Origin of the sequence: Sorangium sp. So ce185 (genome assembly GCF_051526825.1) — a bacterium.
Lineage (GTDB): Bacteria > Myxococcota_A > Polyangia > Polyangiales > Polyangiaceae > Sorangium > Sorangium cellulosum_D.
The window spans coordinates 3,703,942-3,717,178 of record NZ_CP150316.1; the positions used below are offsets into that span (position 1 = coordinate 3,703,942).

The 13,237-nt window shown below is 70.5% G+C and carries 10 protein-coding genes; 6 read left to right on the top strand and 4 right to left on the bottom strand.

The annotated features are described in order from the left end of the window. Nucleotides 1-9 precede the first annotated feature (9 nt). Genes ureC through ureG form a run of 4 tightly spaced genes read left to right on the top strand, consistent with a single transcriptional unit; the run spans nucleotide 10 to nucleotide 3,704 of the window. A complete protein-coding gene (ureC, locus tag WMF26_RS13845) occupies nucleotides 10-1,731 on the top strand; it encodes an urease subunit alpha (RefSeq protein WP_438000720.1) in 1,722 nt (573 codons plus the stop codon). 1 nt (nucleotide 1,732) lies between these two features. Beyond that, complete coding sequence (locus tag WMF26_RS13850; RefSeq protein WP_438000721.1) at nucleotides 1,733-2,386, top strand: urease accessory protein UreE; 654 nt, start codon at nucleotides 1,733-1,735, stop codon at nucleotides 2,384-2,386. Continuing rightward, the gene (locus WMF26_RS13855) at nucleotides 2,383-3,063 is read left to right on the top strand and encodes an urease accessory protein UreF (RefSeq protein WP_438000722.1); all 681 of its coding nucleotides are present in this window, start codon (nucleotides 2,383-2,385) and stop codon (nucleotides 3,061-3,063) included. Before WMF26_RS13850 ends, WMF26_RS13855 begins: the two co-directional genes overlap by 4 nt. Further along, complete coding sequence (gene ureG / locus WMF26_RS13860) at nucleotides 3,060-3,704, top strand: urease accessory protein UreG (RefSeq protein WP_438000723.1); 645 nt, start codon at nucleotides 3,060-3,062, stop codon at nucleotides 3,702-3,704. The genes WMF26_RS13855 and ureG overlap by 4 nt, the downstream gene beginning before the upstream one ends. 183 nt (nucleotides 3,705-3,887) lie before the next feature. Here ureG and WMF26_RS13865 read toward each other — a convergent pair whose 3' ends face one another. From WMF26_RS13865 to WMF26_RS13875, 3 genes are all read right to left on the bottom strand, one after another. After that, complete coding sequence (locus WMF26_RS13865; RefSeq protein WP_438000724.1) at nucleotides 3,888-5,471, bottom strand: carboxylesterase/lipase family protein; 1,584 nt, start codon at nucleotides 5,469-5,471, stop codon at nucleotides 3,888-3,890. A gap of 378 nt (nucleotides 5,472-5,849) precedes the next feature. Further along, the gene (locus WMF26_RS13870; RefSeq protein WP_061629217.1) at nucleotides 5,850-6,368 is read right to left on the bottom strand and encodes a peptidylprolyl isomerase; all 519 of its coding nucleotides are present in this window, start codon (nucleotides 6,366-6,368) and stop codon (nucleotides 5,850-5,852) included. Between the two features lie 217 nt (nucleotides 6,369-6,585). Beyond that, the gene (locus WMF26_RS13875) at nucleotides 6,586-7,782 is read right to left on the bottom strand and encodes a lipase family protein (protein ID WP_438000725.1); all 1,197 of its coding nucleotides are present in this window, start codon (nucleotides 7,780-7,782) and stop codon (nucleotides 6,586-6,588) included. Between the two features lie 396 nt (nucleotides 7,783-8,178). On the opposite strand from WMF26_RS13875, the gene WMF26_RS13880 reads away from it, so the two are divergent. Next, on the top strand, nucleotides 8,179-10,494 hold the full coding sequence (locus tag WMF26_RS13880) for a hypothetical protein (protein ID WP_438000726.1): 2,316 nt from the start codon (nucleotides 8,179-8,181) through the stop codon (nucleotides 10,492-10,494). Nucleotides 10,495-10,683: 189 nt separating this feature from the next. Here WMF26_RS13880 and WMF26_RS13885 read toward each other — a convergent pair whose 3' ends face one another. After that, entirely contained in the window at nucleotides 10,684-12,717 is a 2,034-nt protein-coding gene (locus tag WMF26_RS13885) for a WD40 repeat domain-containing protein (protein ID WP_438000727.1), read from the bottom strand. A 235-nt stretch (nucleotides 12,718-12,952) separates the two neighbouring features. On the opposite strand from WMF26_RS13885, the gene WMF26_RS13890 reads away from it, so the two are divergent. Beyond that, entirely contained in the window at nucleotides 12,953-13,129 is a 177-nt protein-coding gene (locus tag WMF26_RS13890) for a hypothetical protein (protein ID WP_438000728.1), read from the top strand. Nucleotides 13,130-13,237 lie beyond the last annotated feature (108 nt).

Sequence of the window (13,237 nt, forward strand, 5' to 3'; positions counted from 1 at the left end):
ACCCGGGCGATGGCTTCCACGATCACTCCCTTCAACTACGCGAGCCTGTACGGCCCGACCGTCGGCGACAAGGTGAGGCTCGCCGACACCGAGCTCTTCATCGAGGTCGAGCAAGACCTCACCGCTCTCCACGGATACGGAGAGGAGGTCACGTTCGGCGGCGGCAAGGTCATCCGCGACGGCATGGGCCAGTCCCAGCGGACGCAGGCCGAGGGCGCCGTCGACACGGTGATCGTGAACGCCGTCATCCTCGACCACTGGGGCATCGTCAAGGCGGACATCGGCCTCAAGGACGGCCGGATCGCCGCCATCGGCAAGGCCGGCAACCCCGATGTGCAGGACGGCGTCACCATCGTCATCGGCCCCGGCACCGAGGTGATCGCGGGCGCCGGGAAGATCGTCACCGCCGGCGGCATCGACACGCACGTCCACTTCATCTGCCCGCAGCTCGTCGAGGAGGCGCTCTGCTCGGGCCTGACAACGCTGATGGGCGGAGGCACCGGGCCGGCGGCGGGCACGACCGCGACGACGTGCACGCCCGGCCGCTTCCACCTCCGGCGCATGCTCCAGGCCGCCGAGGCGCTGCCGATCAACATCGGCCTGTTCGGCAAGGGGAACACGAGCCGGCCCGCCGGCCTCATCGAGCAGATCGAGGCTGGCGCCTGCGGGCTGAAGCTCCATGAAGACTGGGGCACCACGCCCTCGGCCGTCGACAACTGCCTCTCCGTGGCCGACGCGTACGACGTCCAGGTGGCGCTCCACTCCGACACGCTGAACGAGAGCGGCTTCATCCAGGACACGATCCGGGCCTTCAAGGGCCGGACGATCCACTCGTTCCACACCGAGGGGGCCGGGGGCGGCCACGCGCCCGACGTCATCAAGCTGGCTGGGGTGCCCAACGTGCTGCCGGCGTCCACGAACCCGACCCGGCCGTTCACCAAGAACACGGTGGCCGAGCACCTCGACATGCTCATGGTCTGTCATCACCTCAAGAAGGACATCCCGGAGGACGTGAAGTTCGCCGAGAGCCGCATCCGGAAGGAGACGATCGCCGCCGAGGACATCCTGCACGACCTCGGCGCCATCTCGATCATGTCGAGCGACAGCCAGGCGATGGGGCGCATCGGCGAGGTCGTGCTGCGGACCTGGCAGACCGCCGACAAGATGAAGCGCCAGCGCGGCAAGCTGCCGGAGGAGACGCAGGACAACGACAACTTCCGCGCCAAGCGGTATGTCGCGAAATACACCATCAACCCGGCCATCGCCCAGGGGGTCAGCCGGCACATCGGCTCGGTCGAGGTCGGCAAGCTCGCCGATCTCGTGATCTGGTCGCCGGCGTTCTTCGGGGTCAAGCCGGACATGGTGCTCAAGGGCGGCTCGATCTCCATGGCGCTCATGGGCGAGCCCAACGCCGCGATCCCGACGCCGCAGCCCGTGCACTACCGGCCGATGTTCGCGGCCTATGGCCGGAGCGCGATCGAGAGCTCGGTCCTGTTCGTCAGCCAGGCGTCGCTCGCGCGCGGGGTCGGGGCGGCCGCGGGGCTGTCGCGCCCGCTCGTCGCGGTGGAGAACACCCGGTCCGGGATCTCGAAGGCGAGCATGATCCACAACAGCGCCACGCCGTGCATCGAGGTCGACCCGGAGCGCTACACGGTGAAGGCCGACGGCGAGCTGCTCACCTGCGAGCCGGCGGAGGTGCTCCCCATGGCCCAGCGCTACTTCCTGTTCTGACATGCGACGCGCCATCCACGTCATCCCCCGCGGGAGCACGCCCGAGACCGCCGCCGAGGCGCGCGTGACGCTCGCCTACGACGACCGCCACCGCCGGCGGATCCGGCTCGCGACCGACGCGGGGTGGGAGTTCCTGCTCGACCTGCCGGAGGCGACCGTGCTCGGCGACGGAGACGGCCTTCGCCTCGAGGACGGCGGCTGGCTCCTGGTCCGCGCGGCGGACGAGGAGCTCGTCGCGGTCACGTGCCGCGAGGCCGCGGACCTGCCGCGCATCGCCTGGCACATCGGCAACCGTCATATCCCGGCCGCCTTCGACGGCGCGCGGATCCTCATCCGGTACGATCACGTGATCGTGGACATGGTCCGGGGGCTCGGCGCCGAGGCGACGCCGCTCCGCGCGCCGTTCACGCCGGAGCGCGGCGCGTACGACCAGAAGGCGCCTCACGGGCATGGGCACTCGCACGCCCACGAACATGGGCATTCCCATGCGCACGGGCACTCTCATGCTCACGAGCGTGACCACGCCCATTCCCACGATCATGGGCACTCCCATGCTCACGAGCCTTCGCACGACCATGATCATGGGCACGCTCACGATCATGGACACCCCCACGCACACGGGCATTCGCACGATCACGGGCGCGGACACAGGTGATCGCCGTGGGTGAGGGCGCGCTCTATCGCCTGATGAGCTGGATGTCGCCGGCCTACCCGGTCGGCGGCTTCAGCTACAGCCACGGCCTGGAGTGGGCGGTCGAGGCAGGCCTTTTGCGCACGGCCGAGCAGCTCCGGGTCTGGGTCGCGGCGATCCTCGGCGAGGGCTCTGGCCGGGTCGACGCGGCCCTCCTCGCGGCCGCCTACCGCGCGGAGCACGACCGGGAGCTCGACGAGGTGGCCGAGCTCGGGGCGGCGCTCCGGGGCACCCGCGAGCTCGCGCTGGAGAGCGCGCAGCAGGGCGCCGCGTTCCTCGCCATCACGCGCGCCGCCTGGCCGCACCCCCGCCTCGACGCCTTCGCGGAGCGCCACGCCGGCGAGGCGCCTTTCCCGGTCGCGGTCGGGCTCGCCGCGGCCGCGCACGGCGTCCCGCTCGATCCGACGCTGACGGCGTACCTGCACGCCTTCGGCTCCAGCCTTGTCTCGGCGGGCATCCGCCTGGTCCCGCTCGGCCAGACGGACGGCCAGCGCGTCGTGGCGGCGCTCGAGCCGGTCATCGTCGCCGCCGCCCGGCGCGCCCGCGACACGCCGCTCGATCGCATCGGCGCCGCGACGCCGGGGGTCGATCTCTCGTCGATGCACCACGAAACCCAACACACGAGGTTGTTTCGATCATGACAGCAAGCACTCACGGTCCCCTCCGCGTCGGTATCGGAGGGCCGGTCGGCTCCGGCAAGACGGCGCTCGTCGATCGCCTCTGCAAGCGCATGCGCGACGAGTGGCGCGTCGCCGTGGTCACCAACGACATCTACACGAAGGAAGACGCCGAGTTCCTGACCCGCTCGGGCGCGCTCAGCCCCGAGCGCATCGTCGGCGTGGAGACCGGCGGCTGCCCCCACACGGCGATCCGCGAGGACGCCTCGATCAACCTGGCGGCCGTCCGCGAGATCGCGCAGCGCCTGGCCCCGCTCGATCTCGTGTTCGTCGAGTCCGGCGGCGACAACCTGGCCGCGACCTTCTCGCCCGAGCTCGCCGATCTGACCCTCTATGTCATCGACGTGTCCGCCGGCGACAAGATCCCGCGCAAGGGCGGCCCCGGGATCACCCGGTCGGACCTGCTCATCATCAACAAGATCGATCTCGCGCCCATGGTCGGCGCGAGCCTCGAGGTGATGGACCGGGACGCCCGGAAGATGCGGGGAGACAGGCCGTTCCTCTTCACCAACCTGAAGGAGAACAAGGGGGTCGAGGAGATCGCCGCGTTCATCGTCAAGAAGGGCGGCCTCGAGCCCAAGAGCCTCGCCTCCGTGGGCGGCTGAAGGGCGAGCGAGAAATCAACCGCCGAGGCGCCAAGGACGCCAAGGACGCCAAGATAGGATTCTCTTCTTGGCGTTCTTGGCGGTTCGAGGTCCGCGACGTCCTTCATCCCGATCTCGTGAACGTCGTGCCGGACCAGCACCGAGCGCAGCGCGGGAGCGAGTCGGCGAGGGCCGGCTAGCTCCCTACCGCGGCCCGCCGCCCGAGCCAGCGCCCGCCGCGAGCGCCGCCTCGAGCTTCGGGTACTGCGCGATGAGCGCGTCGAGGCGCATCTTCCTGAAGTCGTACGCGACCTCGATCGTCTCGCCGAGCTTCAGGGTCTTGTCGCGCATGAGCAACCCCCCCGTCTCGTGCTTGGGCCACGCCACGTCGCCCTCCGGCGTGCCCTTGCTCGCGAAGGAGAACCAGTACTTGCTGACCTTCTCGGACATCGTCCGATCCGCCGCGGTGAACCTTGGCTTGATGCCCCCGAACGGGAACATCATCTCGCCGCCGTGCGGGACGCCGTGGGGCTGGTCTTGGCGGTCCCCCTCGGGCACGTAGCTGAAGTAGTACCACCGCGTCTCGGCCGCCTTCGAGTGCTTGTCCGCGAGCCACCGGGCCTGCGCGGTGAACAGCATGTCGCGCAGCACCAGGCCGGCGAAGCGGCTCGGGTCCTTGAGGTCCTCTTCGGTCACCTCGGGGTCGCTGCGGTAAAGACCCTTGAGCTGTTCCAGCGCGTTCTCGGCCTCCTCCCCGCCCGCGTCGATGATCATCTGCATGATCTCCGCCGGGTTCATGCCGAACGCGTCGAGGACGCTCGCCTCGTCGCTGTTGGTGCCGACGATGAGCGGCTTCTTCGCCTGCTCGCCGGCCTCGAAGGTCGCCCTGAGCCCCGTCGGCAGGACCGTGTCGCCGCGCACCGGGCTCGGCCCCAGGAACGGCACCTGGCCGCGCGGGTTCTCCGGGGTCGGCATGAACTTCTCGCTGAACTTCTCGGCCGGCACCGCCCGCAGCTCCTCGGCCGTGGCCTGCGCGCCATTGAGCCCGAACAGCCCGGAGGCGACCTTCACGCCGAGCTCCGACGCCTTCACCCGGGTCTGCTCCGGGATCGCGTAGGGGCTCTGCGCGATGCCCTTGTGGAACAGGGCCGGGCTCCTGTCCCTCGAGAGCGGGGAGGCGAACAGGGCAAGGACGCTCTCGGCCCCCGCCGACTGGCCGAAGATCGTGACATTGCCAGGGTCGCCGCCGAACGCCGCGATGTTGCGCTGCACCCATTCCAGCACGGCGATCTGATCGAGCAGGCCGAAGTTGACCGGCCCGAGCTCCCTGTCCAGGCCCGGATGGGCGAAGAACCCGAGCAGGCCCACGCGGTAGTTGAAGGTCACCACCACCGCGCCCTTCCTGGCCAGCGGACCCCCGCCGTAGATCTTGTCGCTGCCGACGCCGATCTTGAAGGCGCCGCCGTGGATCCACACCATGACGGGCTTCAGCGCGCCGGGGTCCACGCCGCTCGTCCAGACGTTCAGGTAAAGGCAATCCTCGCTCTGCGGACCCACGCTGCCCGCGCCATCCATCGAGGGATAGGTGGGCTGGAGACAGGCCAGGCCGAAGGTGTCGGCCTTGCGGGTCTCCTTCCAGCGCTCGACCGGCTGGGGCTCCTTCCAGCGCAGGTCGCCCACGGGCGGCCTGGCGTATGGAATGCCCTTGAACACGAGGATCTCGCTCTCGACGACGCCCTGGACCGGGCCCTCTACCGTGTTGATGATCGGCGTGCTGTTGCTCGTCATGGACTCGCCTCCTTGGAATTCGATGGTTGCTCGTCTGGCGCGCCGAGGCGCGCTCCCGCGAAAGCTGGGGAGATGGACCGCGCGCGCCGCGGCCGGCGGAGCGCACGTCCCGGGCGGCAGCGCGCTCAAGGGCGCGATCCCTGCATGGGAATCGATGCCTCCGCGCACCGTCGCGCGGCCCGCTGGATCTAGTCCCGGGAGCTGGGATCGCGCCATGGGACCTTGGTCCCATAGGCGCGTCGCAGGCAGACGATGTGATGTGTCGGGAAGGGCTGGCTCACGAGGCGCTGCGAGAGCGCGGAGCCGGCGCCGAGTCTCGGGGCTGGGGGGATGGGGGGATGGGGCGGGAAGCGCGCGCCGCGACCGCGGCCGCGCGGATCAGGCGTCCTGCACGACGACGCGGTTCATGCGGATCGGGGTCACGGGCCGGTCGCTCCCGTCGGTGGGCGACTTCTCGATCTTGTGCACGACGTCCATGCCCTCGATCACGCGGCCGAACACGGGGTGCTTCGAGGGGCCGGGCGTGAACCAGTCGAGGTAGGCGTTGTGGACCGTGTTGATGAAGAACTGGCACGAGCCGCTGTTGGGGGAGCCCGTGTTGGCCATGGAGAGCGTGCCGGGCTCGTTCGAGAGCTTGGCGCCGGCCGGGTGCTCGTCCTTGATGCAGCCGTCGGGCCCGTCGCCCGTGCCCGCCAGCCGGCTCTTCGGATCGCGGCTGTGCGGGCAGCCGAACTGGAGCATGAAGCCGTCGATGACGCGGTGGAAGTGCAGCCCGTCGTAAAACCCGCTCTTCGCGAGCTTGAGGAAGTTTCCGGCGGTGACGGGCATCTTGTCGACGTAGAGCTCGATCTTGATGTTGCCCAGGGAGGTCTCGAGGAGCGCGGTGGGGTTGGCCATGGGCGAGAGGGTAGGTGAAAGCGTGGGCGGGCGGCAAGCGCGGGGAGCGCGCCGCCAGCTGGCCCCGGTGCCTCCGAGGCCGCCATGAGCTCCCCTGCCGGCGCCGCCCGCAGCTCCTCGGCCGTGGCGTGCTGCCGCTCCGCCTGACAGCCCCGAGGCGGCCTCGACGCCGAGCCCGGCCCGCGCCCGCCGCGGCCTCCCGCGGGCCGCCCGGCCGCTACCGGGGGCTGGCCGTCGGCGCCTCCGGCTCGGCGTCGGCGAACCGCTCCTCCAGCCACCTCGTCAGGCTCGGGAGGTCCGTGTCCATCAGGCCGAAGTGGAAGCCGAGCTCGACCGGATCGTGCGTCGCGGAGACCTCTTCGTACTCCTTGTAGGTCACGTTGACGGGGCCGTTCAGCGCGGCGAGCTGGTGGTGGAGCGTCCTCGTGAAGTCCGCCCGGATGCGTTGATCCTTCGCGGCCTGGGAGATCCGGATCGGGGCGAGGATGCGGAGGGCGGGGTTCATCAGCTCGAGCTGGTCGAAGAACGCCTTCTTGCTGGGGTTCGGCTCCGGGCGCAGCTGCTCGTTCCCCTTGAGCCCGCCCCAGGAGTCCTCCTTGGCCAGCTCGACGCGCGCCCGCTCGTGGATGTGGTGCCACACGCTGTACGCCTTCACCGTGAGGAGCTCCTCCGGATTGATGTTCGGGTTGCCGGCGATGGCGCCCGCCAGGAACAGCGCGGTGAAGGCGAAGCCCGGCTGCGCGTAGTCCAGGGTGGTGCCGGCGGCGACGAGGAGGTGGATCCCCGAGGCAGGGGCCATCGCCGCGACCCCGCGCAGGTCGAGATCGGGCGTCCAGATCGGGGCGTGGTGCGCGCCGAACAGCGCCGCCTGGCCGCCCTGCGAGTGGCCCACGATCGCCAGCTTCCTCGAGAGCTCCGCGGGGAAGAGCCGGCGCGCGGCGAGCGCGATGTCGAGGATGCCGTGCGCCTGGGACTCGCCGAGCAGGTACGGGTGCAGCCCGTCGGTGCCGAGCCCCTCGTAGTCGGTCATCGCCACGGCCCAGCCCCTGTCCAGGAACGCGCTGAGGAGCCCGTGCGGGTACTCGTTCCAGGGGTGCGCCGGCGACGTGACCGTGTCGCGCGACGGCGCGCACGTGTCCGCGCAGCCCACCGTCCCGTGCGCCCAGCTCACGATCGGATAGCCGCCCTCCGGGGCGGGCTTGCGAGGCAGCGCGACGATGCCGGAGACCGCGATCGGCTTGCCGTGGACATCTCTCGATCGGTAGAGCACGAGCTGGTTGAGCCGCGCCGACGCGATCGCCGCCTCGCCCGAGAGCGGGCGCGACCAGATCACCTCGCCGTGCTCGCCCTCGAGCAGCGACGGTGGCGGATGGTAGAATGTGTCGTCCTCGGGGACTGTCACGCTGGTCGTCATGGCTTCCTCTCCAGGGCAAGTGAATCGATGCCTCCGCGCACCGTCGCGGGGCCGGCCGTTTGTCGCGGGCCGGCCGGTTGTAGAATCGAGCGCCGGGCCTCGCCATGGGACCTTGGTCCCATGGAGGCCGTCGCGGCGCGCAGGGGGTCAGGGGATCCCTCTTCCGGCGCGGGCGCATCTGGGCCTGGCCGTTCGAGCTGCCTCGGCGCGTGAGCTGGTAGGGGCGCCTGCCCGTCGTGGCCTGCACGTGACCATCGAGGCCCGAAAGGCGCGTCGAGCGGCTTGGCCGGCGCCGAGGAATGGTGAACCATGTCAGGCGCCTGCCGCGCGCGTCGGGCGCGCGCTGGCTCGGCGATGAACGGGCATGGCACCGGCGGCATCCATGAGACCATGCACATGAAACGGATCGAGCTTCTCGCGGCATCTCTCGTTGCTCTCCTCGGTTGCTCCGACGCGGGGGGAGGGGGCTCCGGCGGAGCGACTCCCGGGCCGGCGACCGGCGGTGATGGCGGCCTCGGCGGCATCGGCGGTGGTGGCGGCCTCGGCGGCATCGGCGGTGGTGGCAGCCTCGGCGGCACCGGCGGTAGTGGCGGCCTCGGCGGCACCGGCGGTGGCGGCACCGGCGGCGACGGCGGCCTTGGCGGCACCGGCGGCCTCGGTGGCGACGGCGGCACCGGCGGCCTCGGCGGCGATGGCGGCGATGGCGGCGACGGCGGCCTCGGCGGCGATGGCGGCACCGGCGGCACCGGCGGCACCGGCGGCGACGGGGGCTCCGGCGCCGCCCTGGGCCCGTGCGGCACTGGCCGCCTGGCGCTCGGCTCTCCGAATGCCTTTCTCGATCTCGGTCACAGAAACCTCACCCGGCTCTTCCTCTCCGGAAATCGCGTCCTCGGCTGGGACTACGATCGCTGGATCCTCTGGGATACGGACGCCCGCGCCGCCATCGCCGACGGCCACGCGCCGGGCGGCACCTTCATCGATGATCCGCTGTCAGGAGCCCCGCCGCGCGAGCTGCCGGGGGGCGTGGAGCTCCGCGGAGACATCGTGCTGATCCAGACGGACCCTCAGCACGTCTTCGAGCTGCGCAGCGCCGCCGACGGGTCCCTGCTGGCCACCGTCACCGCCGAGTACGACGAGGTGGGGCTCGCGACCGACGGGAGCTACGTCTGGACACGCAGGTATTCTGGCAATATCATCACCCTCTGGAGCACCGCGGGGGTCGAGCGCTGGTCCGCGGCGGCGAGCCACCACGGCGCCCTTTACGCGGCGCCGGACGCGCTGCGCATCGCAGTCGGGGGCGACCAGGGCGTCATCGTGCTCCCCGCCGACGGCTCGCCTCTCACCGTCACCCCCGCCTTCTCGGGCACGTTCCACTCCTGGTTCCAGGATGGAGGGCGGTTTCTCACCACCACCGGCACCACGGTGCGCGTGTACTCGAAGGCCGCGACCCAGGAGAGCATCGTCAACCTGCCGTCGACCCGCCATCTCGGGGGGACGCGCGACTACTTCTGGACCTTCGAGGACGACAGACCGGGCTATCCGCTCACGATCTATCGCGTCGGGGGCGGCCTCGTCCCCGCCGCCGAGTACGCCTACGGGAACGCGTACACCCTCGTGCCGAACGAGCGCGCGATCGGCGTGCTGCGCAGAGAATGGCCGGAGCTCGATGTCATCGATCTCGGCGGCGCCGAGGTGACCCGGAGCGAGCACGACATGCCCATGTTCTACAACAGCAGGATCCACATCGACCAGGACCTGCGCTGGGTGGCCTCGAGCGCGTTCGGCATGATCTCGCTGAAGGGCATCCTCACCGATCCGGAGGACGCGGGGCTGCTCGGCTGCGGCAGGATCACCGCCCTCGGAGGCTCTCCATCGGGGCATGCGGCCGTCGCGACGGCTTCGGGGAAAGTCTTCATCTACGACACGGCCGCGCTCGACGCGGGGCCCTCGGCGGCCGTCCCGTTCTTCACCGAGAAGGTGATGCTCTCGGCGGACGGCAGCCTGCTCGCGGCGCGCGCCTATGGCGCCCGGTCGAGCGTCGTGGACTACTCTCTCCGGCTCTTCTCCCTGCCGGACGGCGAGGAGCGCGCCTCGCTGTCGCGCGACGTGGGGGCGAGGGACTTCTCGATGTCCCTCGACGGCGCCGTGCTCGGTCGCTCCTACTCCTCGAGCACCACCATGTACCAGCGCATCGTGAGCGACTGGTCGGGCGAAACGGTGATCTTCCAGGACACCAGGCGTGCACCGACGCCGTTCGTCTCCCCCGACGGCCGCCACTTCGTCGTGACCGATGATGTCTCCGAGAAGGGCTGCGGGTTCACGCAGATCTATGAGGGCAGCGCGCTCGTCAACGCGGTGCGCGGTTGCGCGGTCGGCTGGGTCGACGATACCCGCGTGCTCGTCCAGACCTACGTCAAGGATGACGACACCTTTCGTTGGAACTACGATAAATCGACGATCTACGACGAGCTGGGCAACGTCGTCGGCACGCCGTCGCTGCCGAGGCTCCCCGTCCGCACCGAGTACAGCACCGACGATTACTACGGGATTCAGCCGGTCTCGGCGACGGTCTTCTACTCGCGCGGCGACGGCGTCTTCTACGACATCGAGACGGGGGCGGCGGTCGCGACCTTCGGGGGGGTGCGGAACGCCGTCGCCGGCGCCTTCCTCGTCCACGGGTGCGGCTACAACGTCTGCGCGACGCCCTACTGAGCGGGTCGCCACGGCGGCGCGGGGGGGGGCCGCGCGCAGGCAGGCGGCGGCGCGGCGGACCTGGTAGGCGCCTGTTCCGGGAGCGCGACACGGCATAGGCGAGCGGGGCCGCGACGGCGACTTCGGCGGTGCGTCCCCGGCTTCCCACGGGGCCTTCGACGACGAGGGGCCATCGTCGGCCACGCCGTCTCAGCGCGGCGGGGGAGCAGGAGAGGGAGACGCGGGGGAGTCACCGAGGCAATACACGCGCACGCCGGGGACGCCGCCCACGATGACGTGACGCGCGTCGGGGGAGAAGCTCACGTTCCCCATGTTCGCCTCGGCGAAGGAGTACAGGCGACGAACAGGCTCATGCTTCTCGATGTCGAAGATCGTGATCGTGCCCGTGTGACCGGGGGTGAGGCCCCAGTTCGCCGCCGCGCTCGCCAGGTAGCGGCCGTCGGGCGAGAGGGCGATCTCGCCGTCGTGGATGTCGATGTCGCCTGCGCCGCCGCTGCTCCGCTCGAGGAACTCCTCGATCAGCTCGCCGGTCTGGACGTCCCAGAAGCGGATGCTGCCCCGCTCGTCGGCGGTGGCGAGGCGTTGATTGTCGGGGAAGAAGGCGAGCGTCCGCACCGGGTGCTCGTGGCCGACGAGCTCGTGGAGCACCTCGCGCGTCGCTGCGTCGTGGATGCGGACGGCGATGCCAGTGTACGTCGTGGGAATGGCGGAGTCGTCGCTCGCGGCAAACCCAGCGACCGCGATGAGCCTCTGATCCGGAGACCAGACCCAGGCTGTTTGATTGCCCTCGAAGCCGGGGAAGGTGGCGACGCGCGCGCCGGTCGCGGCGTCGAATACCCGGAAGATCCCCCTCGTGTTGGCGTCATGGGTGCCGAGCATCAGCGTGCCGTCGGGGGACATCCTGAGGTCTCCCGACCACTCGGGGTCCGAGGACGAGGTCGTGGGCAGGTCCTCGTCCGTCTCATAGGTGACGGTCCGCGTCGGATCGCTCTTCTCGAGGTCGTAGTAGCGACCGACGCCGTCATGGTTGATGAGCAGCTCGCCGGAAGGGTGGAAGGCGACGAGGTGCTGGTTGCCAGGCGGCCTCGGAAAGACGCGCAGGCGGGCGCCCGTCTCGTAGTCCCACACCTCGGCGGGCTGTCCCACGCCCGCGAACGCGACGTAGGGTCGTGTCCTGTCCAGGTCGTGGCTCCAGACGAAGCCGTTGGCGAACCGCTCGTAGATGACCTCGCCCGAGCCGGTGTCGTAGATGTGGAGGCTCTGCGCCGCGACCGCGAGGCGCGAGCCGTCGGGGGACACGGCGAGCTGGCGCGGCGAGAACCCGGCGGGATACTCCATCTCGACCGCGCCGCCCTCGAGGGCGAGCCGCTCGATGTGGCTCGGGTGGGCGACGTAGACGGCGCCGGTGTCAGGGCCCAGCGCGAGGGCCTGCACGACGTCGCGCGCCCGCACCTCCGCGCGCTCCGGGATACCCTCCTTGGCCTCGAAGACGATCACGTCGTCGTCCTCGGCCCAAGCGAAGCGCGTCCCGTCGGGGGAGAAGGCGCCCACGCGGTCGCCGAAGGTCGTCTCCCCGACGAGCGTCCCGTCCCTGGCGTCGCGGAGCTGGGTGCCGCGGTCCTTGCCAAGAGCGAAGAGGCTGCCGCGCGGCGACGCGATCAGGGGCGTGACAGGGCCTTCGCCGACGTCGACCGACCAGCGCTCCTCCCATGAGGCGGGGTCGAGCGCCTTGACGGTGCCGTCGCCGAACCCAACCAGGATGACGCCGCCCTCCTCGGAGCGGGCGAACGCGGTGATGCCGGCGATCTTCGGGCTCTCGGCGAGGCGCTTGCCGGACGGGGCGTCCCAGATTCGCACGACCTCGTCCTCACCGAAGCTCGCGGCCACGCGGCCGTCCGACGAGAGAGCGGCGCCGTAGACCGTGCCGCGGTGATCCGCCGCGGTGCGCTCGACGGCCCACGTCCGCGTGTCGATCGCGCTCGTCCCGAGCGTATCGCCGACGAGCAGGCGCTCGCCGTCGCCCGAGAAGTCGACGTTCATGGCGGCCGACGGGAGGTCGCGGCAGGGGGTGAGATCGAAGCCGCCATCGGGGTCGATTCCGCCGCCGAAGCTGTCGCCGCCGGAGCCGCTCTCGCCCGGGTCGGCGGGGGGCTCGCCGGACTCGCCGCAGGCGGTGAGGATCGAGAAGAGAAGGATTGAAGATGCACCGAGAAGCTGTCTCATGGTGAGAGGCAGTGTAGCGACGTCCTCGGTTTGCGGGAAGGCCAGCAGGGTATCGGGTGTGGCATGTCACGGTTCGAGTGCGTGACATGTCACGGTTCGGGGGCGTGACATGTCACGGTTCGAGTGCGTGACATGTCACGGTTCGAGTGCGTGACATATCGAGCTCGTCGCGTTCGACCCTGAGGCCGCGTTCGGGGAGCGGCTGCGGGTCTGGGATCGCATCGACGGCGATCTGGTGGAGCGGGGCGTCGAGGGGGAGCGCAGCCCGTGCGCCGTGCTCGATCTGCACTGCCACGGTGAGGTCGAGGCGCGCTCGGTGCTGGCGCTGCTCTGCATTCAAACGGCGTTCTGGGACGGGCGAACGGCGCTCGCCGGGCGAGCGCCGCTGTTCGGCGTAGGACGTCGGGTGTGATGGCGCTATGTGGGACGCCCCTGATGTGGTGAAGAGTGTTGAGGGATGCCCCCGGCGATTGACAAAGATGCGCCGTCATCAGATTCGAGCCGGGACGCGCGATACGAC

Bases quoted from the DNA above. Each gene is read 5' to 3' on its own strand.
- ureC (WP_438000720.1), top strand. From the start codon at position 10: ATGGCTTCCACGATCACTCCCTTCAACTACGCGAGCCTGTACGGCCCG.
- WMF26_RS13850 (WP_438000721.1), top strand. From the start codon at position 1,733: ATGCGACGCGCCATCCACGTCATCCCCCGCGGGAGCACGCCCGAGACC.
- ureG (WP_438000723.1), top strand. From the start codon at position 3,060: ATGACAGCAAGCACTCACGGTCCCCTCCGCGTCGGTATCGGAGGGCCG.
- WMF26_RS13865 (WP_438000724.1), bottom strand. From the start codon at position 5,471: ATGACGAGCAACAGCACGCCGATCATCAACACGGTAGAGGGCCCGGTC.
- WMF26_RS13870 (WP_061629217.1), bottom strand. From the start codon at position 6,368: ATGGCCAACCCCACCGCGCTCCTCGAGACCTCCCTGGGCAACATCAAG.
- WMF26_RS13875 (WP_438000725.1), bottom strand. From the start codon at position 7,782: ATGACGACCAGCGTGACAGTCCCCGAGGACGACACATTCTACCATCCG.
- WMF26_RS13880 (WP_438000726.1), top strand. From the start codon at position 8,179: ATGAAACGGATCGAGCTTCTCGCGGCATCTCTCGTTGCTCTCCTCGGT.
- WMF26_RS13885 (WP_438000727.1), bottom strand. From the start codon at position 12,717: ATGAGACAGCTTCTCGGTGCATCTTCAATCCTTCTCTTCTCGATCCTC.